The following is a 24532-nucleotide window of genomic DNA, read 5'->3' on the forward strand; positions in this document are numbered from 1 at the left end:
TTTATAAGAAAGCCCATCTAAATCCTGTGTAAATATCAGCTTGTTTACTATCGTTTGCCAATGCAGTTATAATTGAACCTGAACCTAAATAAAAACCTCCAAGTCTTAATCCTACACCTGCATTAAATCCTGAAACTTCACTGTTTGTTAATGGTGCATAAACTTCAAAGAAACCTGTGTTGAATCGTGGAGTAATTGTAAGAATGTTTTGTGCAGTAATTTGATCATTATTTGAATCATCAGTAAGTTTTTGTTGAATAAAACCAGAAACAAACAGTTTTGAAACCAATTTTAAATCAGCATAAGCTGTAAATGTAGTAGGAAGTTTTACTTTGAAATCTTTTTTCTCTGCTTGTGTTTTATTTAAATATCCTTCACTTATTAAAATTGCTTCAACTTCATCAAGACTTTCTACATTTTCAAATATGCTTAAATCTAAACCAGGATTGGCTATGGTTGCATTTGGAATATTCAATACATAATCTGTTGAATAATTATTATCGTCTTTGAATGTCATCGAACCTATGTTTCTAATAGACATTCCAGCGTTTAATTTGTATTTGTTTTTGTACTGATTTTTAATTTTTTTAACAGCTTTTTCATCTGATTCATCAATGTCTTTTACATCGTCTTTCCATTGGTAATTAAAACCTAAATCGGTTGCAAATCCATTCATACCACCAAATACGGATTTAGAATAATCATCAAAATTTGAAAAACTATCAGCTAAACCACCAGAATATGCTATATTTAATGATGCGTTTGAAACACCACTCAAATAAGCAGTTGTTCCTACATTAGTAATTGTTCCCGAAAATTTATCTAAACCTAAGTTAGCATACGAACCAGGAAATAATAATTTGAATGTTGCACCAACATTAAATTTATGTTTTTCAGAATCCATAATATTTCTTGAAGCAGAAAAAGCAACTTCACCCCAAGTCGTACCGTTTATTCTTTGATTATAATTATTATTGATTGTAGTTGGCGCTAAAATGCTGCTTATGCCTGAGTTTGCAATTGCTTCTCCAATTTTCGTATCAATATCAACAAGGTCAAGTTTTCCCGTAGCTTTTGTATAAAATCCGAAACCCCATTTTTTGTGTTTTACAGCAACACCAATTCCATACAATTCCATATCAAAACGGGCGTTAACAGGCTCACTTCCTGTAAAAATTAACTCTTCAAAATCAGTATCAGATGTTAAATCGCTAAAACCAATTTTATTGTTGGCAACATTAAAACTTCCGCCAAAAATATTGACTTCAAATCGATTAGACATATTGTTCAATTCCGAAGGATTGATTCCAGCATTTAAAATTCCGACACGACTTGAAGTGCTTAAACCTGCAAAGTGTTCTTGAGAATGAACACCAATTGCTGCTAATAAAAGTGTAACTAAAATTGATTTTTTCATAAAATAGATTTTTGATATAGGTTTAATAACAAATCAAACGGATAAAACCCTAAATGATTGTGATGTAAAAATACATTTTTTAAATGGAATTCCAAATAGCGTCCGATGGAGTAGGAGCAATTATTTCGATTTTTTCTTTAGAAACGGGATGCACGAATGCTAATTTTCGGGCATGAAGATGAATTCCTCCATCAGGATTGCTTCGGTCAAAGCCATATTTTAAATCACCTTTTATTGGGCAACCAATGGCTTGTAATTGCGCTCGAATTTGATGATGACGACCGGTGTGAAGATTGATTTCTAAAGCAAAATAGTTATTTAATTCTTTTATGATTTTATAATCTAAAGACGCTTTTTTGCTTTCAGGAACTTCTTTTAAATGCGCTTTTGAAGTATTGTTTTTTTCGTTTCTTTTCAGAAAATGAATTAAATTATCTTCGTTTTTTGGTGGTTTGTTTTTTACAACTGCCCAATAGGTTTTGTTGGTTTCACGTTCGCTAAACATTTTGTTCAAACGTTCCAATGCTTTGCTTGTTTTAGCAAAAACTACAATTCCGGTTGTTGGCCTATCCAATCGATGAACAACGCCTAAAAAAACTTCGCCAGGTTTGTTGTACTTTTCTTTAATATATTCTTTAACAACTTCAGACAACGGTTTATCTCCAGTTTTATCACCTTGTACAATATCGCCAACACGCTTGTTAATCACAACAATATGATTGTCTTCGTGAAGAATTTGTAGGTTATCTTTTGTAGATACTATTTTTTCTGCCATCTAATTTCTGAAATCTGCTATCTAATACTGTTCATTAGCATTCGGAAAATCTTGACTTTTTACATCGGCAACATAATTCCCAATAGCTTTTGTCATTTGATCGTATAAATCTAAATAACGACGTAAGAATCTTGGACTGAATTCATTGTTCATTCCTAGCATATCATGAATTACAAGAACTTGACCGTCAACACCACTTCCGGCACCAATTCCAATTACAGGAATGGAAATACTTTTAGCTACTTTTTCGGCTAAATGCGCAGGTATTTTTTCTAAAACCAAAGCAAAACATCCTAATTTTTCTAATAATTTAGCATCTTCTAAAAGTTTTTCTGCTTCAGCATCTTCTTTAGCACGAACGGTGTAAGTACCAAATTTATATATAGATTGAGGTGTTAAACCTAAATGTCCCATAACAGGAATCCCAGCGTTTAAAATCTTTTTAATTGAATCTTTAATTTCACTTCCGCCTTCTAATTTTACTGCATGTCCACCAGATTCCTTCATAATTCTAATAGAGGATCGCAAAGCTTCTTTTGGATCTGATTGATAACTTCCAAAAGGTAAATCTACAACAACTAATGCACGATCAATAGCTCGAACTACGCTAGAAGCATGATAAATCATTTGGTCTAGAGTAATTGGCAAAGTAGTTTCGTGTCCAGCCATAACATTACTAGCTGAATCTCCAACAAGAATTACATCAACACCAGCAGTATCAACGATTTTTGCCATTGTAAAATCATAAGCCGTTAGCATTGAAATTTTTTCGCCATTGGCTTTCATTTCAATTAATGATTTGGTTGTAATTCGTTTGTAATCTTTTTTAGCTACTGACATATTTGGACTTCTTTGATGATTAGATTTTTAGACTTCATAGATTAAGAGGTTGTAAAAGTAATAAAATCGATTAGTTTTGTAATAAATACAATGAAAAATATACTAATATTTATAGCAACTTTTAAAGTACTATTTTATGAAAAAATCAATTCTAATTATTTGTTTGATTTTTACCACTTCATTTCAAGCACAAAATCAAGAAATTCAAAAGGTCATTGAAACTTTTTTTGAGGGTTTTCATGCAAAAGATACTATCAAATTAAAATCAGTTTGTTCCGATAAAATTATGATGCAATCGATTATGGAAAATGCAAAAGGTGCAAAATTATCTGATGAATCGACTAAAGAATTCTATAATTCAATAGCTACTATTCCACCTAATTTTAATTTTGAAGAAAAAATTTTAAGTTATTCTATTCAAGTTGATGGAACTATGGCTCATGCTTGGACACCTTATGAATTCTATATCGATGGAAAATTAAGTCACTCAGGCGTAAATGCTTTCACACTTTTTAAAGAAAATGGTTCCGAAGCTTCGAGATGGAAAATTATTTATGTAATTGATACAAGAAGGAAATCTTTATAAAATCTTTATACTTTCTATTCAGAATACTATTTTTTACTTATAACTATCGCCGTAACTTTGTCAAAAATTAATAACAATGGACAAGTTATTTAAAAAGAGTTCGATTAATCCTTATCTAATCAGTTTTTTATCTGTTGGAATTGTTTCTTTGTTGTGCTTATTGATAAGAGATAAAATAGATTATAGAATTGTGGGTTACCTTCTTTTAGTTGTAGTTTCCATTCTTGCTATTTTTCTTGAAATAAAGCCGGTTTTATTAGCGGCTATTTTGAGTGCTTTGGCTTTGGATTATTTATTTATAAATCCCTACTACACTTTGCATATCGATAGTGCTGAAGATGCTTTTTTACTAATCATGTTTTTCATAATTGCTTTAATCAATGCGGTTTTGACCAATAAGTTCAGAATTATGCAAAAGGCAATTCATATCAAAGAAACACGTGCTAATACTTTAAAATTATATAATACTTTACTAGATTCACTTTCACACGAATTGAGAACTCCAATTGCTGCGATTCTTGGTTCTATTGATACCTTGCAACAAAAAAATGTAAATTTATCTACTGAAACGCAACAAAAATTGCATAATGAAATAGAAATAGCTTCGATGAAATTAAATTATCAAGTTGAGAATCTGTTGAATATGTCGCGTTTAGAGTCTGGTTACATGCAACCAAAATTAGACTGGTGCGATATAAAAGAAATTATTTACAATGTGTGTAATCGACTTTCTGAAGAAACCAAAGATCATAAAATCAACTATTTAATTGACGAAAATTTACCGCTTTTCAAACTTGATTATGGTTTGATGGAACAAATAATTTATAATTTAGTTTATAATGGTTCACAACATACACCAAAAGGTGCAAAAATTGAAATTACTGCAAAATATGATGTAGATGTAGATTTTGATACTCATATTGATTTGATAAAAAAATGTATCATCACTATTTCAGATGATGGATATGGTTTTCCATCAGATGAAATTAATAGAGCTTTTGATAAATTTTACCGATTCAAAAATTCTAAAACAGGCGGAACAGGATTGGGTTTGTCTATTGTGAAAGGATTTGTAGAAGCTCAAAACGGAACTATAAATTTAAAAAACAATGAAAATGGAGGAGCAACTTTTGAATTGATTTTTAATGCAGAATGTTTATCAATTAATTCCTTAAAAAATGAATAACGGATTTTCTATATTGGTAATTGATGATGAAGTTCAAATAAGAAAATTATTAGAAATTTCATTAGAAGCTAACGATTATAAAGTGAGTTTTGCTGTTAATGGAAAAGAAGGAATCACGATGGCAGCAAGTCATCAACCCGATTTGATTCTGTTAGATTTAGGTTTGCCAGATGATGATGGACAAATGATTTTGGTCAAGTTAAGAGAATGGTTTCAAAATCCAATCATTATTTTATCGGTAAAAAGTGCTGAAGAAGAAATTGTAAAAGCTTTAGATAATGGCGCAAATGATTACTTGACAAAACCATTTAGAACACAAGAGTTATTAGCCAGAATGCGAACTGCTTTGCGTAAAAATTCTATTCAAAATGTTGAGCCAATTACTTCATTCGGAAACATTTCAATCGATTTGACTTCAAGAATTGTAAAAGTTAATAATGAAATTTTAAAACTTACTGCAACGGAATATGCACTTCTAATTTTGTTATTCAAAAATGATGGTAGAGTTTTAACTCATCAATATATTCTTAAAGAAATTTGGGGTCAAAGTTATTCTGAGCAAACTCAATATTTACGCGTTTTTGTGGCGCAATTACGAAAAAAAATAGAAGAAGATCCAAACCGACCAAAGTATATTGTTACTGAGTCTGGTGTTGGTTATCGATTCAATACCAGTTAATTATAATCTAAAAATTTAAAATTAAAAAATATGAATTGCATGTGTAAACATCGCAGTAGAGACTTCTTATGCCTATTTTAAAAAAAATTAAACTCATAAACTTTTAAACAAAAAACAATGAATATATCAGTAAAACAAAAAGTAACAGCAGCTACATTATTAGTGGCTTTAGGAATAATTTATGGTGATATTGGAACCTCGCCATTGTATGTAATGAAAGCTATAATTGGTGATCGACCAATAAACGAATTGTTAGTTTATGGAGGAATTTCGTGTGTCTTTTGGACATTAACTTTTCAAACTACTTTCAAATATATTTTGCTCACACTTTCAGCGGATAATCATGGTGAAGGCGGTGTTTTTTCGCTTTATGCGTTGGTAAAAAGATTTGGTAAAGGAAAATTGGTAATTCCAACAATTTTGGGTGCAACCTGTTTATTAGCTGACGGAATTATTACACCGCCAATTTCTGTAGCATCAGCCGTTGAAGGCTTGGAAGCTATTGTACCCAATTTGCCTACGATTCCTATTGTAATTGCAATTTTATCGGGAATTTTTCTATTTCAACGCTTTGGAACACAAAAAGTTGGTAGCGTTTTTGGACCAATAATGGTAGTTTGGTTTACGATGTTGTTAGTTTTAGGTGTTTCTCAAATTGTACAACATGTAGAAATATTGAAAGCATTAAACCCTATTTATGGTTACGAATTACTTACTCAATATCCAAAAGGTTTTTGGTTACTTGGAGCCGTTTTTCTTTGTACAACTGGAGCTGAAGCTTTATACTCTGATTTAGGACATTGTGGCAAAACAAATATTCGTATCACTTGGATATTTGTAAAAATTGCATTGGTATTTAATTATTTAGGTCAAGGTGCATGGTTGATGAGTCAAGGAAATGAATTTTTAAATGGTCAAAATCCGTTTTATGCTATCATGCCACAATGGTTTTTACTTATAGGAATTATTATTGCAACTTTGGCAACTATAATAGCTTCTCAAGCATTGATAAGTGGTTCATTTACCTTAATTAATGAAGCGATTTCTTTAAACTTTTGGCCAAGAGTTGCCTTGAAAAATCCAACTAATTTGAAAGGACAAATTTATATTCCATCAGTAAACACCATTCTTTGGATAGGTTGTGTATTGATGATTTTATATTTCAAAAATTCATCCAATATGGAAGCTGCTTATGGATTTTCTATAACAGTCGCAATGTTAATGACTACAATTTTATTATCCTATTATTTAATTTTTATCAAAAAAGTAAAAATGACTTGGGTTGCAATTGTTCTTGTGATTTTTTCAATAATTGAAGTGTCATTTTTTATTGCTAATGTGGTTAAGATAAAAGAAAGATGGATGTTTCTGTTTTTTGAATTATTCATTTTTATGGTGATGTATGTTTGGTATTACTCTAGAAAAATTAACAATAGATTTTTAAAATTCACCAATCTAAAAGAGCAAACTATTTTGTTAAACGAATTAAGTGAGGACGATAGTATTCCAAAATATGCTACGCATTTAATTTATTTATCTAAAGCTGATAAAACCTATGAAATTGAAGAAAAAATTATCAAATCTATTTTTGCAAAAAAACCAAAAAGAGCTGACGTTTATTGGTTTTTACATATCAATAGAACCAACGAACCATTTACTTTAAATTATGAAGTGGAAGAATTGTTAGATGATAAAGTAATTAAAGTAGTGCTTAATGTTGGTTTCAGAATTCAGCCAAAAGTAGAATTGTATTTCAAAAAAATAGTTCAAGAATTGGTTGAAAGAAAAGAGTTGAATTTGCACATTCGTCCCGATGGCTCAACAAAATATAACAACGAACCTGATTTTAAATTTGTAATAATTGAAAAATTTATTTCTGTAGAAAATGAGTTTGCCTTCAAAGAAGGTTGGATGTTGACATCTTATTTTTGGTTGAAAAAATTATCATTATCCGATGAAAAAGCTTTTGGGTTGGACAAAAGCGATGTATCAATTGAAGAATATCCAATGGTGTATTCGCCTGTTTCTAATTTAGAATTAAATCGTAAAACAAATAAGTAAAACAATCATGATTAAAAAAATAATTTTTGGATTTGCACTATTAAATATGTCATTGACATTGGCGCAAACCGATACAATTTCAACAAAAATTCCATTTGATGGAATGGATTTAACTTGGATTAATGGACAAAATCGTCAAAAAAAATTTCCATTAACATTTAAAGATTCTGAAGGACAAACAATCTTAACAGGAGTAACTTATTTAGACACCTATTACAATTATAATTTTGCAAATCCTACAGATAATACGCAAACTATATCGTCAACGATTGGTCGTCATAATGAGTTTACATTAAATTTAGCAAGTATAGGTGTTGAAACAAATTATAAGAATATCATTGGACGTTTATGGTTGCAATATGGTCAAATGGCATCGATTATTCAGGATGTTGATGGATCGGTAAACCACGGTAGAAATACAAGTATTAATAATTTAAAATATATTCGTGAGGCTTCTGCTGGTTATCATTTTGATGTTGCCCATGGCTTAAATGTGGAGATGGGGATTTTCATGAGTTACATTGGATTAGAAAGTTATATTACTCAAGAAAACTGGAGCTACCAAAGAAGTATGGTTTGCGATTTTACACCTTTTTATTTTTCAGGAGCACGCGTGCAATTTTATCCAACTAAGAAATTCAAAACGGAATTATGGCTTTTAAACGGTTGGCAGTCTTATAATAGTTCAAGCGATGGAATAGGAGTTGGAAATTCTAATTATTATCGACCAAGTGAAAATTTACAGCTTGTTGCTAATTTTTATTATGGAAAAGATACCCAAAATCCAGATGAGTTTGGTAATCAATCAAATCGTATCCGTTTTCATCATGACAATAGTATTGTAGCTAGATATTATAAGAAACTAACTTCAAAAGGAATTTCTCAAGCAGCATTAAGCATCAATTCTCACTATGGTTTTCAAAGTAATAACGATGCTAATGATGTGGTAAAAGCATCAGAAAATTTTATGTATGGAACATCTATTGCTAATAGAATTTGGTTCAAACAAAATAAATTAGCTTTGACTTTACGTGGAGATTATTTAACAAATCAATCAGTTGTAAATGGTGTGAATACTTCTCCATATTTAGCATTTTCACCAGCAGTTTCAGGAACTATTCCTAATGGCTTTGAAACGGCAATTGCCAATGATGAAAAACTGAAGTTATTACAATTTACAACAACATTTGATATTATGCCTAGTGATTTTGTAACTTTTAGATTAGAATATGGTTATAGAAATTCTAATATTCCTTATTTTACTTCATCCTCAGGAACAACTTCGCCAAGTGGCTATGTCAATGGACCAATAGGAAGTTCACCTTGGATGGCACAATTGCAAAAAAATGAACATCGATTAACTTTAGCAGTTAATTTTAGATTGTAGTTTTTTTTCATATTTTAAAAAGCAAATTTGATTATTCTAAAAAATAATTAGATTTGCTTTTTTTTAACTTATGAAAATACAATATACACTTTTAGTCTTTATTTTTAGTACAATTAGTCTTTTTTCTCAAGAGAAGAGTGAACTCAAAACAACGTTTTCAGGTTTTATTGAAACCTATTATTCTTATGATTTCAATCAGTCAATAACTGATGCAAAATTGCCTTTTATGTACAATTACAATCGTCATAACGAGTTCAATATCAATATTGGGTTGCTTCGTGCAAAGGTTGAATATGAAAATGCGTATGCAGTAGTGTCTTTACAATCAGGAACTTATGTTGATGATAATTATGCTAATGAAAAGATAAAATATTTAAACGAAGCTTATGTGGGATTGTATTTGGATCAATCAAAAATACATGCTATTGAAGTTGGTATTTTGCCAAGTTATATCGGATTTGAATCGGCTACAACAGCTTCCAATTTGACTTTAACGCGCTCAATTTTAGCTGAAAATTCGCCTTATTTTATGACAGGCGTAAAATACAATTACAAACCATCCGACAAATGGAATTTTGCAGCATTATTGACAAATGGTTGGCAACGAATCAATAAACCTCAGAAAGATGTTGCACCATCATTTGGAACTCAAGTTGTTTATAAATCATCAACAAATTCTACTTTAAATTGGAGTACTTTCGTAGGAAAAGAGTTCAATGGAATTGATTTCACTATGCGTTATTTTAGTAATTTGTGTTTTGATAAAAAATGGAATGATAAATGGCGAACTATTGCCGGTTTTGATTATGGTTTGCAAGATTTAAGTTCAACTAATAATTCATCTGCATCATGGTTGAGTCCAGTTTTTATTGCACAATATTCTATAAATCCAAAATGGCAAACAGCTTTTAGAACGGAATATTATCAAGATACTAAAAATGTAATTATTGCTTCAAATGATGAATTTAAAACACTTGGATTTTCATTAAACTTTGATTATTTGCCTAATTCAAAAGTAAAATTAAGAACAGAAGCACGTTACTTTGATAGTAAAAATGATGTTTTTCCAAAAGATTCTGATTTTGTTAATTCAAATTTCTTTTTGACAACTAGTTTGAGTTTTGAGTTTTAATGCTAAATTTAGCGTTTCATTCTACTGAAACACATGATAACAAGAATTCAAATTATTAAACGCTATTTTCGTTCACTTTTTGACCTAAAAGGAAGTCAAGAAGATGAATTAGAAACTGACAAAGAAGTAAGAGAAGGTGTTGTTTTTAAAGGAAAAAATCTCTGGCTTTTAGCCTTTGCAATATTCATTTCTTGTATTGGTTTGAATATTAATTCTAAAGCTGCCGTTATTGGTGCGATGATTATTTCACCTTTAATGGGACCAATTTTTGGAATAGGATTTTCTCTCGGAGTTTCTGATTTGGATTTATTGAAAGTAAGTATTCAAAACGCATTACGTATTGTATTAATTAGTTTAATCGTTGCAACAATTTACTATTTAATTACGCCTTATGCCATTGCAACCGATGAATTATTGTCATTTTCTCATCCAACTATTTTTGATGTTTTATTAGCTTTTCTTGGTGGAATGGCAGGATTTATAGCTATTTCACGTCATAACGGAACGCAGGTTTTAATTGGAGTTGCGGTTGCTACTTCATGTATTCCACCATTGTGTACGGCAAGTTTTGGTTTGGCAACCTTGCAATGGGAATACTTTGTAGGCGGACTTTATACTTACTTTATCAACGCACTTTTTATATGTGTTGGAAGTTATATTATTGTCAAGTATTTAAAATTCAGTCCTCATTCAAAAGAAAATGTAAAGAATGTAAATATTTGGTTTGGAGTTTTAATTTTTCTTGCAATAATTCCTGCAATGTATTTAGCTTATAATTTTGCTATTACGAATATATTTATTTCCAAAGCAAATCAATTTGTAACCAATGAAATTGATACAAAGCATCATGTTGTACAGTCAAAAATTGATTTTAAAAATAAATTAATCGAAGTAGATGTAACTGTTGAAAAATATGATGATTCGCTTCAAAAAATTATTGAAAAGCAACTTCAAAAAACTGACTTGAAAGATTCAAAAATTAAAATTTATCAAACCATTGAAGCAGGAAGATCTAATAGAGCAGAGTTCGATAAATTAAACGCCGAAATCGAACTGTTGAGAAATGAGATTAATAAAATAAAAAATAAGTAGGCTCATTTAACTCAAGATTATTAGAAAAATACTTAAGTTGTATTTATGCAATTAATAAATTTTAATATGTAATATTCTTTGTCCATCGTGCAACTAACTTTGTCATTAACAAATAAATATAAAAATGTTATGAGAAAAGTTAATGTAAAAAGTGGAAGTGTTGTGTTGTTTATGTCGGTTGCTATTTTTGGTTTCTTAACAGTTTCATGTAGTGATGATGACAATGATGGAGAAACATTAGCACCTTTAACAGGAAAATGGAGTATTAGTAAAGTTGGAACTACTGTTTCTGGTGTTGAAACTCTGATTGATGCACCACAAAACCAATCAGGTTGTGATAAAGATTTTATGAATTTAAAATCAGATAATACTGTTGAAGAAGGAAATTATGATTCAACAATTGATCCATGTGCTTTGTTTACAGATATTGGAATTTACTCTAGATCACATAACAATTTGACAAAAGTTGTTGATGGTGTAACTACAACTCAAGATATTGCTAATCTTACTTTGAGTGAATTAAAGTTAAAAGATGCTAGTGGTAACATTGAAGTGTACACCAAATAAGATGTATTTTAGTGAACTTTAAAAATTTTTGTTTACAAATTAAACTAGAATGGGAGATGATATTTTAAAAAATCATCTCCTTTTTTATGTCTAACAATCAGCAACATTCACGGCAACGGCTAAGCCACCTTCGGAAGTTTCTTTATATTTAGAGTTCATATCTTTAGCTGTTTGCCACATAGTATTGATGACTTTATCTAAAGGAACTTTTGCGTTTTTAGCGTCTGTTTCCATTGCTAATTCTGCTGCGTTTATAGCTTTAATTGCACCCATTGTATTTCTTTCTATACATGGAATTTGAACCAAACCACCAATTGGATCACAAGTCAAACCTAGATGATGTTCCATTGCAATTTCGGCCGCCATTTGAACTTGGTCTGGTGTTCCACCCATAACTTCGCACAACGCTGCTGCAGCCATAGCACTGGAAACTCCAATTTCTGCTTGACAACCGCCCATTGCTGCCGAAATAGTTGAACCTTTTTTGAAAATACTACCAATTTCACCAGCAACCATCAAAAATTGTTTGATTTCTTTTTCTCCAGCTTCGTGATTTTCAATAACCAGATAATACATTAAAACTGCAGGAATTACGCCAGCACTTCCATTTGTTGGAGCGGTTACAACTCTTCCCAAAGCTGCGTTTACTTCATTGACTGCCAATGCAAAGCACGAAACCCATTTCAAAATTTGACGGAATTTAACTTCGGTTTTTCTAATAGTTTCTAACCATTCTTGTGGATTATTGTAATTTGATAAACCAATCAAACCTTGATGCATATCAAAAGCTCTTCTGCGAACATTCAATCCGCCAGGAAGTATACCTTCTGAATGACAACCAATGTACATGCATTCTAACATAGTATTCCAAATGCGCATTAATTCTTTATCAATTTCTTCTTCTGAGCGCATGGATTTTTCGTTGTCGTAAACAACTTCTGATATTTTTCTATTTTGAGTGGTGCAATATTCTAATAATTCTTGTGCATTTTGTATTGGATAAGGAAAAGCACATTTTATTTGGTGTTTCTTTTTAGCATTCACACGTTCTTCTTTTACCACAAATCCGCCACCAATAGAGTAGAAGGTAGAAGTGTATTCTTTACCTGATGTGAATGCTGTAAATGTCATTCCGTTAGCATGAAATGGCAAAAAGTTTTTATTGAAAACTATGTCTTTTTCAAAATCAAAAGGAATCAAAAGCTGATTTCCTAAGTTAATTTGATGTGTATTTTTAATAGAAGTTATGATTTTATCAATATTTTCAACTGGAATGTATTCAGGATCTTGGCCACTCAAACCAAGCATTACAGCCAAGTCAGTTGCATGTCCAATACCAGTTAAAGATAGTGAACCAAACAAATCCACTTTTACACGAGTTGTTTTATCTAATAAATTTTCTTGATTTAATTCAGCTAAAAATCGTTCGGCAGCACGCCAAGGTCCAAGTGTATGTGAACTCGATGGTCCAACACCAATTTTTAACATATCAAAAACCGAGATGCATTCTTCCATAAAATGTAATTATAAGTAAAGCAAATATAAGGTTTAAAATGATAATTTGATAAAAATCATATAATTTGAACAGTTGTTTTTGATACTTTATATGTTAAACGTGTTTTGAATTGAAGAAATCTAATTTAATAACAAATAATTAGGAATTTTGTAACTACATTTTTATTTCTTTTGCATAAAAAAAATAGGATGCCATTCAACAAGTATTTTGTCTCTGCTTTATCTGCTTTTATTGTTTGGGGATTTTTTAGTTTGGCATTAAAACCTTTAGCTACTTATCCTTCGCTTGATATTTTGTTTTTTAGAGTTTTTATTGGTACATTTTTTTTATTAGTAATTACATTTTTCTTTAGAAGACATACTCTTGTTGAAGGAAAAAGAACTTTCATGAGTTTTACATTGCGAAAAAGGAAAAGGACACTTCTTATTACTGTTACAGGAGGTTTTTTATTGATATTAAATTGGTTTTTATTTATTTACGCTATCAATCATGTTAGTTTGCAATCGGCTTCTTTTGCTTATATTATATGTCCCATTTTGACAACAGTATTAGCTTTTATTATTTTGAAAGAGCGAATTGATTTTTGGCAATGGATTGCTGTAGCATTATGTGTTGTGAGTTGTGTGATATTGTCATATGGTAATTTTAAAGATTTAATTTACAGTATTGTAATAGCACTTTCATTTGGATTTTATTTGATTTCTCAAAGAAGAAATAATGATTTTGATAAGTTTTTAATTCTTACAATTCAGATGTTGATAGCTTCATTGGTATTACTTCCATTTTATCCAAGTTATGGAGGATTAGTTCCAACAGATTTTATTTTTTATGCATTACTACTAGTAATTGTAATTGTTTTTACAATAGTTCCTTTATTTTTAAATTTGTATGCTTTGAAAGGTTTGAATTCTTCAACTGTGGGAATATTAATGTATACCAATCCGTTGATTCACTTTTTTTTAGCTATTTTTTATTTTAAGGAAAATGTTTCCGTTTCTCAAGTAATTTCATATACTTTAATCGCAATATCAATAGTAGTATTTAATATTACTTCATTGACAAATTTGAATGATAAGCGCAGAAAAAAGTTGTCATAAAATGACATGTTGTCACATTTTAAAATAAATTAAACTTTTAAAACTGACATTTTTTTTAAAAATACCACTTGGCACAATCCTTGTCATATCACAAACAAGTTGAAAAACTAAATAAAAACATTAAATAGAAAATTAAGAAAATGGGAAAAATTATTGGTATCGATTTAGGTACAACCAATTCTTGCGTGTCAGTTATGGAAGGTGGAGAACCAGTTGTAATTGCTAATGCAGAAGGAAAGAGAACTACACCATCTGTAATTGCATTTGTAGAAGGTGGCGAAATTAAAGTAGGTGACCCTGCAAAAAGACAGGCAGTAACAAATCCTACTAAGACCATAGCGTCTATTAAACGTTTTATGGGTAATAAATATTCAGAAAGTGCTAAAGAAGCATCGACTGTAGCTTATAAAGTGGTTAAAGGAGATAACGACACACCACGTGTTGATATTGACGGAAGACTTTATACACCACAAGAATTGTCAGCAATGACACTTCAAAAAATGAAAAAAACGGCTGAAGACTATTTAGGTCAAACTGTTACTGAAGCGGTTATTACAGTTCCAGCATACTTTAATGATGCACAACGTCAAGCTACTAAAGAAGCAGGTGAAATTGCAGGTTTAAAAGTGATGCGTATCATCAATGAGCCAACTGCTGCGGCATTAGCTTATGGATTAGACAAAAAAGGAATTGACCAAAAAATCGCAGTTTACGATTTAGGTGGAGGTACATTTGATATTTCTGTTCTTGAATTAGGTGACGGAGTTTTTGAAGTATTATCTACAAATGGAGATACACACTTAGGAGGAGACGATTTTGACCAAGTAATCATCGATTGGATGGCAAACGAATTTAATTCTGAAGAAGGAATTGATTTGAGAAAAGATCCAATGGCTTTACAACGTTTGAAAGAAGCTGCTGAAAAAGCTAAAATTGAATTGTCATCTTCAACTCAAACAGAAATTAACTTGCCTTATGTTACTGCAACGGCTACAGGTCCAAAACACTTAGTTAAAACATTAACTCGTGCTAAATTTGAGCAATTAGCAGAAACTTTGGTAAAACGTTCTATGGATCCAGTTGCTAAAGCTTTGAAAGATGCAGGTTTATCTGTTTCTGATATCGACGAAGTAATCTTAGTTGGAGGTTCTACAAGAATTCCAGTTATTCAAGAGCAAGTTGAAAAATTCTTTGGTAAAAAACCATCAAAAGGAGTTAATCCTGATGAAGTTGTGGCAATTGGAGCTGCAATTCAAGGAGGAGTTTTAACTGGTGATGTAAAAGATGTATTGTTACTTGACGTTACGCCTTTATCATTAGGAATTGAAACTATGGGTAATGTTATGACTAAATTAATTGAGTCTAACACTACAATTCCAACAAAAAAATCACAAGTTTTCTCTACTGCTGCTGACAATCAACCAAGTGTTGAAATTCACGTTATTCAAGGTGAAAGAACTATGGCTGCAGATAATAAAACAATCGGTCGTTTCCACTTAGATGGAATTCCACCAGCGCCAAGAGGTGTTCCGCAAATTGAAGTAACTTTTGATATTGATGCAAATGGTATCATCAAAGTTTCTGCAACCGATAAAGGAACAGGAAAATCTCATGATATTCGTATCGAAGCTTCATCTGGTTTAACTGCAGAAGAAATCGAAAGAATGAAAAAAGATGCTGAAATGAATGCTGAAAGCGACAGAATAGCAAAAGAGAAAGCAGATAAATTAAACGAAGCTGACAGTATGATTTTCCAAACTGAAAGTCAATTGAAAGAATTAGGAGATAAATTATCTGATGATCATAAAGTAGGTATCGAATCTGCTTTAACTGAATTGAGAATGGCGCACCAAAATCAAGATTTAGAAGCAATTCAAAAAGGTCTTGATAATGTAAATGCTGCTTGGAAAGTTGCTACAGAAGCAATGTATGCTCAAGGAGAACAAGGTCAAGCACAAGAAGCTCAACCACAAGCTGATGCAAGTGGAGATCAAACTCAAGATGTTGATTTTGAAGAAGTGAAATAATAATTTTTATTATAAATTTGAAAACCGAGTTAGCAATAACTCGGTTTTTTTTATGTTTTATTTTGCATTTTGATTATCACAATGGTGTGTGGAAATGTTATTGCCGCTAGAAAAGAGAAGAACAGCGCATTAAAAATTTCTTTGTCCTTAAATGCAAAATATAAAAAAGCAATTCCAAAAAGCGAGATTATCCAATAGATAAAAGCAGACTTAAAATAATTTTTAAAGTTTTCAAATGTAAATGCTCCATATAAAAAATGAATTTGTTCTTTAATAGATGGAAAGCTATGCCAAACCACAAAATAGATTGCAAATGCCCAAATCAAATCTGCTGTTTTAAATATAATAGCGAATACAAATAGGTAAAAAATATTAATAATTATTTCTGATTTGAATTTTGTCATTTTTGAATTAAGGAGAATTCCCGAGATTATCAAAAGTAAACCTATTACAATAGTTATTAGTTTGAAGTTTATCGAGGCAATGGATGTGTTCGATATTTCAAGAATTATTTTTTTGACTTCGATTTCATGAAATTGGAACAATAAAAAAAGTATAAACAACCCATATATGGTTTGAAAAATCGTTAAGATTGTATTGCTTCCTTTAGATTTTAATTTATTCCAATGTTGTTCGCCAAAATGATACCCACTGAAAAGTATAAATAAGATCAAAGCCATTATTGGAAATATATAAAAAAGTAGTGCGCCTAAAAAAACCACAGCTATATAATATAGGACTATATTTTTTAATGATCTTGTGTTTTTTTCCTCATTTATCTTTTGATAAAGAGCTAAGTCATTGGCTCCGTGTAAGATTCCGAATAAGAATATTACTACAAATCCAATAACTTGTTGATACTTGAAAGAAAAATACATATTTATCCACAAGGCAAAGAAACTAATTAAGATGGCAATTTTGTTGGATTGTGACATAATATATTTTTTTAAAACTGTTTAAAGATATAAAAAAATAGTTAAACACTTTTATTTATTTTGTTTATTGTTTTTTAATTTTGATTAAACAAATAACTTAAATTTATATACTATGTCAAATTTATTATCAATTTCATTGGTTTCTAAAATGTTGCCTACTGACTATGTAGGATTTACATTTTTTATTGGATGCATGGCTATGATGGCTGCATCAGCATTTTTCTTTTTATCATTAAGTCAGTTTGATAAAAAGTGGCGTGTTTCCGTTTTAGTTTCCGGTTTAATTACCTTTATTGCCGCAGTTCACTATTTCTACATGAGAGATTATTGGGCGAGTTTTGGAGAATCACCAACTTTTTTCCGTTATGTGGATTGGGTTTTAACCGTTCCATTGATGTGTTTAGAGTTTTATTTAATTCTTAAAATTGCTGGTGCAAAACAATCATTATTATGGAAAATGATTATCTATTCTTTAGTAATGTTAGTAACAGGTTACTTTGGTGAAGCTGTAGATCCAACTAATGCTTGGTTATGGGGATTAGTTTCTGGTATTGCTTACTTCGCTATTGTTTATGAAATTTGGTTAGGTGAAGCGTCAAAATTGGCCGCAGCAGCTGGCGGAGAAGTTCTTGCTTCTCACAAAATCTTATGTTGGTTTGTACTTGTTGGTTGGGCAATTTATCCATTAGGATATATGCTAGGAACTGACGGTTGGTACACAGGTTTGTTAGGTAAAGGTAATGTAGATGTTGCTTACAACATTGCTGATGCTATTAACAAAATTGGTTTTGGTTTGGTTATTTATAATCTAGCTGTAAAATCAACAAAAGAATAATTTATAAGTTTTTATTGGTTGAAGCCGTCTTGTTCCCATAGCAAGGCGGTTTTTTTATTTAACATTTTCTATATAATTATTTTTGTATATTGCTTGACTATTAAACCATAAAAATACCATGAAAAAGTTTGTATTATTTACCTTAATTGCTCTTTGTAGCATTTCAAGTTATTCTCAAAAGAAAAAAGCAACTGTAAAAAAAGCTACAACAACAGCTAAAGGTGTTTTGGCTAAAGTTGATAATTTAGTTGCTGAAGTTAAAGCAGGAAGTTTTCAAATAACAATTGATGGTAAAGATGCCATTGTTGTAAAACCTGTTGATGCTAAATTCACTCCAACTGATGTAAAACTAACTTCATTTACAGCAAGTGGAACAAAATTATATCTTTTGTCTTGGACCGAAAAAACATTAAATAAAACCGATTTAAAAACAGAGGATATTACAACGGTATATTCGAATGTTTATGAGATTACTTCTAAAAAACAAGTTTTCTATAACACTCAATTGACGAATCATATTGTTGAAAAAGTATTTCTTGATAAACTTAAAAATGCTTCAGAAACGCAAGAACGCATGAGAAGAGAAGGTTTTGAATTCTTTTTAAATCCAGACGGAACGATTACTCAAAAGAATAAAACACAAGAAAATAAATGGGTTTATGATACTGCTAAAATGGAGTTTGTTGATGCCAAGAAAAAGAAGAAATAAATAAAAAGCGTCTCAATTTGAGACGCTTTTTATTTGAACCAATTTCCAATAGAGCGGAATATTCTTCCGAAGAAAGTGAATTTTTTTTCAGTGATTCTTAATCCTCCAGATACGTATTTTTGGGTTTTACGAATTGGATATTTTTCGCAAACAATTTTTACATTCAAGTTTTCTCCATCAACTTTATAATCGTAATTATATATTTCAAAATCTGTATTTTCTTGAGTAAATTCAATTCTTGAGCAATTATATGCTTCAATACTAAATCTACCATTAATATCAGTTTTTGTAGGTTTCACGTTTCCTTTATAATGAATTTCAATATCTGCTAAAGGAACATCATCATAGTCAACTACAATTCCACTTATAGTTACAATTTCTTTTTTTGGTTGCTCTAAAATTTTCTTATCAGTTTGCTCCACTTGAACTTTTTCTTGAGCCAAAACTTCATTTGAACCCAAACCAAGAAAACTAATTATTGTAGATGATGTAGCTAACCAAATAGAACTTTTTTCTTTTGGTACAATTAATTCTCTATCAAGTTGAGAAGTTGTGAATCTTCCACATAGTAAAGCATCTTTTTCTATAGCTTTAGCAATTTCTCTATCAGAACATTGAGTAAAATCAAAGACATTTTTATTACATAATTGACAAAATCTACCTTGTTCAGAAGGTGTCATTTCCAACCAGTTTTCTTGACATGGTTTCGGAATTGATATGTTGATTTTGTTTTTCATGAATTAGTAATTAATTTGAATTCAATGTTTAGATTGTTTAATACTATCTAAACCAGTTTCCAATGGTATTAGATATCCTTCCGAAGAAAGTCTGTTTTTTTTCTTTTACATATAATATAACTCCTGATCTATATTGTATTTTTTTAGTTTTTTTATTAAGTATAACTTCAAAATTTCCTCTTTCTGAATTAAAAGAGTGTTTTTCAGGAACAAAACCATCAATATTAAATGTTAGCGTATCATTTCTATCAATTTCAATTGAAAATTTTCCTTCATTGTCAGAAATTGTAGATCTATTTTCTTTTTTAGATGTAATTTTTACACCAGATAACGTTGAATATTCGTTATCTAAAATCCTACCATTAATTTTTATCTGATCTGAGCTATCTAATTTTTTTGTTGTATTAATAGTTTGCTCTACTTTAATTTCCTCTTGAGCCAAAACTTCATTTGAACCCAAACCAAGAAAACTAACTATTGCAGATGTTGTAGCTAACCAAATAGAACTTTTTTCTTTTGGTACAATTAATTCTCTATCAAGTTGAGAAGTTGTGAATCTTCCACATAAAAACGCATCTTTTTCTATAGCTTTAGTAATTTCTTTATCAGAAGATTGCGTAAAATCAAAGACATTTTTATTACATAATTGACAAAATCTACCTTGTTCAGAAGGTGTCATTTCCAACCAATTTTCATGACAAGGTTTCGGAATTGATATGTTGATTTTGTTTCTCATGAATAGTCTTTACACTATTGATGCTAATTTTAGCAAAAAGGTTGGAAGAACTACTGATTTATTTTAATTTCAAACATTTTATCCCAATTTTTTCCTGTTACAAAAAGTGTTTTAGTTTTAGGATTGTAAGCAATTCCATTTAAAACATCAGTATCAGGTAATTGTGTGATTTTTTTCTTTAAGTCAGCTAAATTTATAATACTTTCAATCGCTCCGGTATTCGGATTTATTATTGCTATTGCATCTTTTTGATAAACATTACCATACAATTTTCCATCAATCCATTCTAACTCATTTAACTCCTTGATTTTATTTGAAGCAGCATAAACATTAATATAACCTACTTCTTTTAAAGTTTCAGAATCTAGTTTATAAATTTTTTCTGATCCATCAGATTGATAAAGATTTTTACCATCATTTGTTAAACCCCAACCTTCAATTTTTTTAAAGTAAGTAAATGTTTTCTCTTTTTTGAAAGTATCAGCATTGTATACATAACCTTCATTATTTTGCCAAGTCAATTGATAAACTTTATTATTTAAAATAGTAATTCCTTCGCCAAAATATTGTTCTGCTAATTCTACTTTTTTATAAACTTCACCAGTTTTATAATTGGTTTTTCTCAAACTAGAAATCCCTCTAATTCCTGTTCCATTTCCTGCACCATTTCCTGTTCCTTCATACAAAGTATCTCTATAAAATTCTAATCCTTGCGTATAAGCTTTGATATCGTGCGGATACGTATTTACAATAGTGTAGGTTAGTAATTTTGGTTCAATATCAGATACAATTTCAATTCTCGTTGAATCTAATTCAGTTGTTCCATCAAAATAGGTGGTAGCTTTTATGTTTTGATAACCTAATTTTTGATTTTTAAGCGGAAATGTAAATGCAGAAGTTCCATTTGATGAGCCAACTCTTTTGTCGTTTATATTAAAAACAACGCTATCAATTTTTTGATCTTTCAAACTTGAAATTTGCAATGAAATTGTATCGTTTGTAGTGTATTGTGCTTTTAATTTTTCTTCGTTAATACTAAAATTATCCTCTTCTGTTTTGTTGCAACTGAAAGATAAAACGGCTAATAAAATGACTGCTAATGATTTATAATTTTTCATCTGATTGTATTTCTATTTATTGATACAAATGTATTATTTAAGATGTTAATTTCTTGCAAAAATATAAAAAGATTGTATCTTTGCACCGGCAAGTCCTACACGACCAGCTCCTGCAGAATCCTCCAGGATGGGAACATAGCAAAGGTATGTGGTTGTAGCGGTGCGATGTAGGTCGCTTGCCATCTTTTTTATTCCGTCCCGACACTTCGGTATCGTTTCGGAATTTATTTTTTATATTTGTTTGTAAAACATCAAACTAATTCCAACGCTCCTTTAATGAATTTATCTTGGCAAATAGTTCGATTAGAATTAAAGGAAACATTCTCCATTTCTTACGGAAATTATACTTTTAGAGAAGCATTAATTGTTTCTTTAAAAAGCCACAATACAATTGGTTATGGCGAATGTACAGCTATTGATTATTATCAAATAAATTTACAAGAATTTGTTCAAAAATTAGAAGTAATCAAAAAACAAATTGAACTTCAAAAGATACTTCATCCACAAGATTTTTACCGCTTTCTATTAACTTTAGAATTGCCAAGTTTCCTTCGTTCGGCGTTAGATTGTGCTTATTGGGATTTATTTGGAAAACTAGAAAACAAATCGTTTTCAGAATTAAATGCGATTGAGATTCAACAACTACCAGAATCGTCAATTACCATAAGTGTAGATTCAATCGAAAATCAAATTCAGAAAATAAAGAACTCATTGTGGTCAAAATTTAAAGTAAAGTGCAATCATTTCAATGAAAATAATATTAAATCTTTACTTGAATTAAATTATGATATCGCATTAGATTCCAATGGAAGTTTTGATAAAGAAAACTGTCTTTGGTTGCAAAATGAAATCACTTCCGAAAAGTTTTCTTATTTGGAACAACCTATGAAAAAAGGACAAGAAAATTATGAAATTTTAAAAGCCAATTTGCATTCTAATTGGATGGCGGATGAAGATTGTCAAGATGGTACTTCGTTAGAACAATTAAAACCACATTATAAAAGTATTAATATCAAATTAGTTAAATGTGGTGGATTGACACCAGCTTTGGAAATGATTCAAAAAGCAAGAAGTTTGAACTATAAAATCATGATTGGTTGCATGACAGAATCATCTGTAGGAATTTCTGCTGGTTCAGTTTTAGCATCTTTATGTGATTTTGCCGATTTAGATGGCGCTAATTTAGTCGCTAACGATATTGCAAAAGGAAGTCAAATTGTAAACGGTAAGATTCAACTTTCTGAAAAACCTGGATTAGGAATTGAAATTATATAAATAGTATTTCTATCTTTAGAAACTTAATTTAGAGGTTGATTTTGATACTATAAATCAAAATCTTATAATCTAAAATCTAATATTAAAAATGAGTAAAGTAGTATTAATAACTGGCGGTTCTTCAGGAATTGGAAAATCTATTGGTGAGTTTCTTCATGCAAAAGGATTTATGGTTTATGGAACAAGCAGAAATCCTGAGCGAATTCAAGGTTCGGTTTTTCCATTGATTGCTTTGGATGTAAGAAATGTGCAAAGTATTCAAAATGCGGTTCAAGAAATAATTTCTAAATCGGGTAGGATTGATATCGTAATAAACAATGCTGGAGTTGGAATAACTGGACCAATTGAGGAAATTCCGTCTGAAGAAATCAAAAACAATTTCGAAACCAATCTTTTTGGACCAATCGAAGTAATGAAAGCTGTTTTGCCACAAATGCGTTTGCAAAAATCTGGTTTGATTATAAATATCACTTCCATTGCTGGATATATGGGTTTGCCTTACAGAGGAATTTATTCTGCTTCAAAAGGAGCTTTAGAGTTAATTACCGAAGCTTTGCGTATGGAAGTAAAATCGTTTGGAATTCATATTACCAATGTTGCTCCAGGAGATTTTGCTACTAATATTGCTGCAGGACGTTTTCATGCACCATTAATAAAAGGTTCAGCTTATGAAATTCCGTATGGAAATACTTTAAAAACTATGGATGAACATGTTGATAGTGGAAGTAATCCGAACGAAATGGCAGAAGCAATTTATAAGATAATTCAAAATCCGAATCCTAAAATTCATTATAAAGTAGGCGCATTTATGCAAAAGTTTTCTATCGTTTTAAAAAGAATTTTACCCGATAAAGTATATGAAAAAATGCTGATGAATCATTATAAACTATAGCAATATCAATATCGATTTCAATTTCAATATCAAAAAGCAACAGCAATAAAATGTTTTAATGTTTATATTGAATTTGTCTTTGTAATTGCCATTGTAGTTGTTTTTTGTAATTGATTTTTGCAATTGTCATTGTCATTGAATTTTGAATTCGTAATTTTGCATCTTAATAAAACACAACTTAACTATATATTATGAAATTTTTTATTGACACAGCTAACTTAAACGACATTAAAGAAGCACAATCGCTTGGAATTCTTGATGGAGTTACGACAAATCCTTCGTTAATGGCTAAAGAAGGAATTACAGGAAAAAACAACATTTTGAAACATTACGTTGACATTTGCAATATTGTTGATGGCGAAGTAAGTGCTGAAGTAAATGCTGTTGACTATGAAGGAATGGTAAAAGAAGGTGAAGAGTTAGCCGATTTACATCCTCAAATTGTTGTAAAACTTCCAATGACTAAAGAAGGTGTAAAAGCTTGTAAATATTTTACAGATAAAGGAATTAAAACCAATGTAACTTTAGTATTCTCAGCTGGACAAGCATTGTTAGCAGCAAAAGCTGGAGCAACATTTGTATCGCCATTTATTGGTCGTTTAGATGATGTTTCTACTGATGGATTGAACTTGATTCAAGAAATTAGAGAAATCTATGACAACTATGGTTATGAAACTCAAATTCTTGCAGCTTCTGTTCGTCATACAATGCATATTGTAAATTGTGCAAAAATTGGAGCTGATGTTATGACTGGACCACTTTCGGCAATTTTAGGTTTATTAAAACATCCATTAACCGATATTGGATTGGCTCAATTTATTGCTGATTTCGAGAAAGGAAATAAGTAAAAGTACGAGATTAGAAATACTAAGTACGAGATAATAAAAAAGGCGATTTTCACATTTGAAAATCGCCTTTATTTATTTTATAACA

23 protein-coding genes and 1 other RNA gene are annotated in these 24532 nt (G+C 30.4%); 16 read left to right on the plus strand and 8 right to left on the minus strand.

Annotated elements, in window-relative coordinates:
- Nucleotide 1 precedes the first annotated feature (1 nt).
- The 3 genes from Q0049_RS10670 to panB form a co-directional block, all read right to left on the minus strand.
- Nucleotides 2-1417, minus strand: coding sequence for a hypothetical protein (locus Q0049_RS10670; RefSeq protein ID WP_298119542.1), 1416 nt, complete (start codon nucleotides 1415-1417; stop codon nucleotides 2-4).
- A gap of 79 nt (nucleotides 1418-1496) precedes the next feature.
- A complete protein-coding gene (locus tag Q0049_RS10675; protein ID WP_298119544.1) occupies nucleotides 1497-2192 on the minus strand; it encodes an RluA family pseudouridine synthase in 696 nt (231 codons plus the stop codon).
- 21 nt (nucleotides 2193-2213) lie between these two features.
- Nucleotides 2214-3032 carry a 3-methyl-2-oxobutanoate hydroxymethyltransferase gene (panB, locus tag Q0049_RS10680; protein ID WP_298119546.1) on the minus strand — a complete coding sequence of 273 codons (819 nt, stop codon included), beginning with the start codon at nucleotides 3030-3032 and terminating at the stop codon, nucleotides 2214-2216.
- 136 nt (nucleotides 3033-3168) lie between these two features.
- Between panB and Q0049_RS10685 the strand changes: the two genes are divergently transcribed.
- The 8 genes from Q0049_RS10685 to Q0049_RS10720 all read left to right on the plus strand — a co-directional run bounded on the left by Q0049_RS10685 (nucleotide 3169) and on the right by Q0049_RS10720 (nucleotide 11722).
- The gene (locus Q0049_RS10685; protein WP_298119547.1) at nucleotides 3169-3618 is read left to right on the plus strand and encodes a nuclear transport factor 2 family protein; all 450 of its coding nucleotides are present in this window, start codon (nucleotides 3169-3171) and stop codon (nucleotides 3616-3618) included.
- 76 nt (nucleotides 3619-3694) lie between these two features.
- Nucleotides 3695-4804, plus strand: coding sequence for an ATP-binding protein (locus Q0049_RS10690; RefSeq protein WP_298119549.1), 1110 nt, complete (start codon nucleotides 3695-3697; stop codon nucleotides 4802-4804).
- Nucleotides 4797-5483, plus strand: a complete 687-nt coding sequence (locus Q0049_RS10695) for a response regulator transcription factor (RefSeq protein ID WP_298119551.1) — start codon at nucleotides 4797-4799, stop codon at nucleotides 5481-5483. The genes Q0049_RS10690 and Q0049_RS10695 overlap by 8 nt, the downstream gene beginning before the upstream one ends.
- A 117-nt stretch (nucleotides 5484-5600) precedes the next feature.
- Nucleotides 5601-7544: a KUP/HAK/KT family potassium transporter gene (locus Q0049_RS10700; RefSeq protein WP_298119553.1), complete on the plus strand. Its 1944-nt coding sequence runs from the start codon at nucleotides 5601-5603 to the stop codon at nucleotides 7542-7544.
- A gap of 7 nt (nucleotides 7545-7551) precedes the next feature.
- A complete protein-coding gene (locus Q0049_RS10705) occupies nucleotides 7552-8931 on the plus strand; it encodes an outer membrane beta-barrel protein (RefSeq protein ID WP_298119555.1) in 1380 nt (459 codons plus the stop codon).
- A 70-nt stretch (nucleotides 8932-9001) separates the two neighbouring features.
- Nucleotides 9002-10063: a porin gene (locus Q0049_RS10710; protein WP_298119556.1), complete on the plus strand. Its 1062-nt coding sequence runs from the start codon at nucleotides 9002-9004 to the stop codon at nucleotides 10061-10063.
- A 33-nt stretch (nucleotides 10064-10096) separates the two neighbouring features.
- Nucleotides 10097-11155, plus strand: coding sequence for a DUF389 domain-containing protein (locus tag Q0049_RS10715; protein WP_298119558.1), 1059 nt, complete (start codon nucleotides 10097-10099; stop codon nucleotides 11153-11155).
- Between the two features lie 129 nt (nucleotides 11156-11284).
- The gene (locus Q0049_RS10720) at nucleotides 11285-11722 is read left to right on the plus strand and encodes a hypothetical protein (protein ID WP_298119560.1); all 438 of its coding nucleotides are present in this window, start codon (nucleotides 11285-11287) and stop codon (nucleotides 11720-11722) included.
- Between the two features lie 90 nt (nucleotides 11723-11812).
- Here Q0049_RS10720 and Q0049_RS10725 read toward each other — a convergent pair whose 3' ends face one another.
- The gene (locus Q0049_RS10725; protein WP_298119562.1) at nucleotides 11813-13237 is read right to left on the minus strand and encodes an L-serine ammonia-lyase; all 1425 of its coding nucleotides are present in this window, start codon (nucleotides 13235-13237) and stop codon (nucleotides 11813-11815) included.
- Nucleotides 13238-13426: 189 nt separating this feature from the next.
- Between Q0049_RS10725 and Q0049_RS10730 the strand changes: the two genes are divergently transcribed.
- Together Q0049_RS10730 and dnaK are read left to right on the plus strand one after the other, a co-directional pair.
- Complete coding sequence (locus tag Q0049_RS10730; protein ID WP_298119564.1) at nucleotides 13427-14335, plus strand: EamA family transporter; 909 nt, start codon at nucleotides 13427-13429, stop codon at nucleotides 14333-14335.
- 140 nt (nucleotides 14336-14475) lie between these two features.
- A complete protein-coding gene (gene dnaK, locus Q0049_RS10735) occupies nucleotides 14476-16362 on the plus strand; it encodes a molecular chaperone DnaK (protein WP_298119566.1) in 1887 nt (628 codons plus the stop codon).
- Between the two features lie 50 nt (nucleotides 16363-16412).
- Here dnaK and Q0049_RS10740 read toward each other — a convergent pair whose 3' ends face one another.
- Nucleotides 16413-17297, minus strand: a complete 885-nt coding sequence (locus Q0049_RS10740) for a Brp/Blh family beta-carotene 15,15'-dioxygenase (RefSeq protein WP_298119567.1) — start codon at nucleotides 17295-17297, stop codon at nucleotides 16413-16415.
- A gap of 112 nt (nucleotides 17298-17409) precedes the next feature.
- On the opposite strand from Q0049_RS10740, the gene Q0049_RS10745 reads away from it, so the two are divergent.
- Both Q0049_RS10745 and Q0049_RS10750 read left to right on the plus strand, forming a co-directional pair.
- Complete coding sequence (locus tag Q0049_RS10745) at nucleotides 17410-18132, plus strand: bacteriorhodopsin-like (RefSeq protein ID WP_298119569.1); 723 nt, start codon at nucleotides 17410-17412, stop codon at nucleotides 18130-18132.
- 118 nt (nucleotides 18133-18250) lie between these two features.
- The gene (locus Q0049_RS10750) at nucleotides 18251-18841 is read left to right on the plus strand and encodes a hypothetical protein (protein WP_298119571.1); all 591 of its coding nucleotides are present in this window, start codon (nucleotides 18251-18253) and stop codon (nucleotides 18839-18841) included.
- Between the two features lie 29 nt (nucleotides 18842-18870).
- Here the strand turns inward: Q0049_RS10750 and Q0049_RS10755 are convergent, their stop codons facing one another.
- From Q0049_RS10755 to Q0049_RS10765, 3 genes are read right to left on the minus strand one after another with little or no spacing between them, the layout of a single operon-like run.
- Nucleotides 18871-19578 (minus strand): hypothetical protein, encoded by a 708-nt coding sequence (locus Q0049_RS10755; RefSeq protein ID WP_298119573.1) that lies wholly within the window; start codon nucleotides 19576-19578, stop codon nucleotides 18871-18873.
- A gap of 43 nt (nucleotides 19579-19621) precedes the next feature.
- Nucleotides 19622-20314, minus strand: coding sequence for a carboxypeptidase-like regulatory domain-containing protein (locus Q0049_RS10760; RefSeq protein WP_298119574.1), 693 nt, complete (start codon nucleotides 20312-20314; stop codon nucleotides 19622-19624).
- Between the two features lie 50 nt (nucleotides 20315-20364).
- Entirely contained in the window at nucleotides 20365-21432 is a 1068-nt protein-coding gene (locus Q0049_RS10765; RefSeq protein WP_298119576.1) for a glutaminyl-peptide cyclotransferase, read from the minus strand.
- Nucleotides 21433-21518: 86 nt separating this feature from the next.
- Here Q0049_RS10765 and ffs point away from each other — a divergent pair.
- The 4 genes from ffs to fsa all read left to right on the plus strand — a co-directional run bounded on the left by ffs (nucleotide 21519) and on the right by fsa (nucleotide 24447).
- An RNA gene (gene ffs / locus Q0049_RS10770) (signal recognition particle sRNA small type) lies at nucleotides 21519-21617 on the plus strand.
- A gap of 91 nt (nucleotides 21618-21708) precedes the next feature.
- Nucleotides 21709-22707 carry an enolase C-terminal domain-like protein gene (locus Q0049_RS10775; RefSeq protein ID WP_298119577.1) on the plus strand — a complete coding sequence of 333 codons (999 nt, stop codon included), beginning with the start codon at nucleotides 21709-21711 and terminating at the stop codon, nucleotides 22705-22707.
- Between the two features lie 88 nt (nucleotides 22708-22795).
- Nucleotides 22796-23599, plus strand: coding sequence for an SDR family oxidoreductase (locus tag Q0049_RS10780; protein ID WP_298119579.1), 804 nt, complete (start codon nucleotides 22796-22798; stop codon nucleotides 23597-23599).
- A gap of 191 nt (nucleotides 23600-23790) precedes the next feature.
- Entirely contained in the window at nucleotides 23791-24447 is a 657-nt protein-coding gene (gene fsa / locus Q0049_RS10785; protein WP_298119581.1) for a fructose-6-phosphate aldolase, read from the plus strand.
- Nucleotides 24448-24532: the final 85 nt, after the last annotated feature.

The sequence above is a fragment of the Flavobacterium sp. genome, assembly GCF_027484205.1.
Classification (GTDB): domain Bacteria; phylum Bacteroidota; class Bacteroidia; order Flavobacteriales; family Flavobacteriaceae; genus Flavobacterium.

Coding starts and splice junctions, on each gene's coding strand:
- Q0049_RS10740 (WP_298119567.1), bottom strand. CDS start 17,297: ATGTCACAATCCAACAAAATTGCCATCTTAATTAGTTTCTTTGCCTTG.
- Q0049_RS10700 (WP_298119553.1), top strand. CDS start 5,601: ATGAATATATCAGTAAAACAAAAAGTAACAGCAGCTACATTATTAGTG.
- Q0049_RS10755 (WP_298119573.1), bottom strand. CDS start 19,578: ATGAAAAACAAAATCAACATATCAATTCCGAAACCATGTCAAGAAAAC.
- Q0049_RS10710 (WP_298119556.1), top strand. CDS start 9,002: ATGAAAATACAATATACACTTTTAGTCTTTATTTTTAGTACAATTAGT.
- dnaK (WP_298119566.1), top strand. CDS start 14,476: ATGGGAAAAATTATTGGTATCGATTTAGGTACAACCAATTCTTGCGTG.
- Q0049_RS10675 (WP_298119544.1), bottom strand. CDS start 2,192: ATGGCAGAAAAAATAGTATCTACAAAAGATAACCTACAAATTCTTCAC.
- Q0049_RS10705 (WP_298119555.1), top strand. CDS start 7,552: ATGATTAAAAAAATAATTTTTGGATTTGCACTATTAAATATGTCATTG.
- Q0049_RS10760 (WP_298119574.1), bottom strand. CDS start 20,314: ATGAGAAACAAAATCAACATATCAATTCCGAAACCTTGTCATGAAAAT.
- Q0049_RS10765 (WP_298119576.1), bottom strand. CDS start 21,432: ATGAAAAATTATAAATCATTAGCAGTCATTTTATTAGCCGTTTTATCT.
- Q0049_RS10715 (WP_298119558.1), top strand. CDS start 10,097: ATGATAACAAGAATTCAAATTATTAAACGCTATTTTCGTTCACTTTTT.
- Q0049_RS10685 (WP_298119547.1), top strand. CDS start 3,169: ATGAAAAAATCAATTCTAATTATTTGTTTGATTTTTACCACTTCATTT.
- fsa (WP_298119581.1), top strand. CDS start 23,791: ATGAAATTTTTTATTGACACAGCTAACTTAAACGACATTAAAGAAGCA.
- Q0049_RS10670 (WP_298119542.1), bottom strand. CDS start 1,417: ATGAAAAAATCAATTTTAGTTACACTTTTATTAGCAGCAATTGGTGTT.
- Q0049_RS10695 (WP_298119551.1), top strand. CDS start 4,797: ATGAATAACGGATTTTCTATATTGGTAATTGATGATGAAGTTCAAATA.
- Q0049_RS10730 (WP_298119564.1), top strand. CDS start 13,427: ATGCCATTCAACAAGTATTTTGTCTCTGCTTTATCTGCTTTTATTGTT.
- Q0049_RS10780 (WP_298119579.1), top strand. CDS start 22,796: ATGAGTAAAGTAGTATTAATAACTGGCGGTTCTTCAGGAATTGGAAAA.
- panB (WP_298119546.1), bottom strand. CDS start 3,032: ATGTCAGTAGCTAAAAAAGATTACAAACGAATTACAACCAAATCATTA.
- Q0049_RS10750 (WP_298119571.1), top strand. CDS start 18,251: ATGAAAAAGTTTGTATTATTTACCTTAATTGCTCTTTGTAGCATTTCA.
- Q0049_RS10720 (WP_298119560.1), top strand. CDS start 11,285: ATGAGAAAAGTTAATGTAAAAAGTGGAAGTGTTGTGTTGTTTATGTCG.
- Q0049_RS10690 (WP_298119549.1), top strand. CDS start 3,695: ATGGACAAGTTATTTAAAAAGAGTTCGATTAATCCTTATCTAATCAGT.
- Q0049_RS10745 (WP_298119569.1), top strand. CDS start 17,410: ATGTCAAATTTATTATCAATTTCATTGGTTTCTAAAATGTTGCCTACT.
- Q0049_RS10725 (WP_298119562.1), bottom strand. CDS start 13,237: ATGGAAGAATGCATCTCGGTTTTTGATATGTTAAAAATTGGTGTTGGA.
- Q0049_RS10775 (WP_298119577.1), top strand. CDS start 21,709: ATGAATTTATCTTGGCAAATAGTTCGATTAGAATTAAAGGAAACATTC.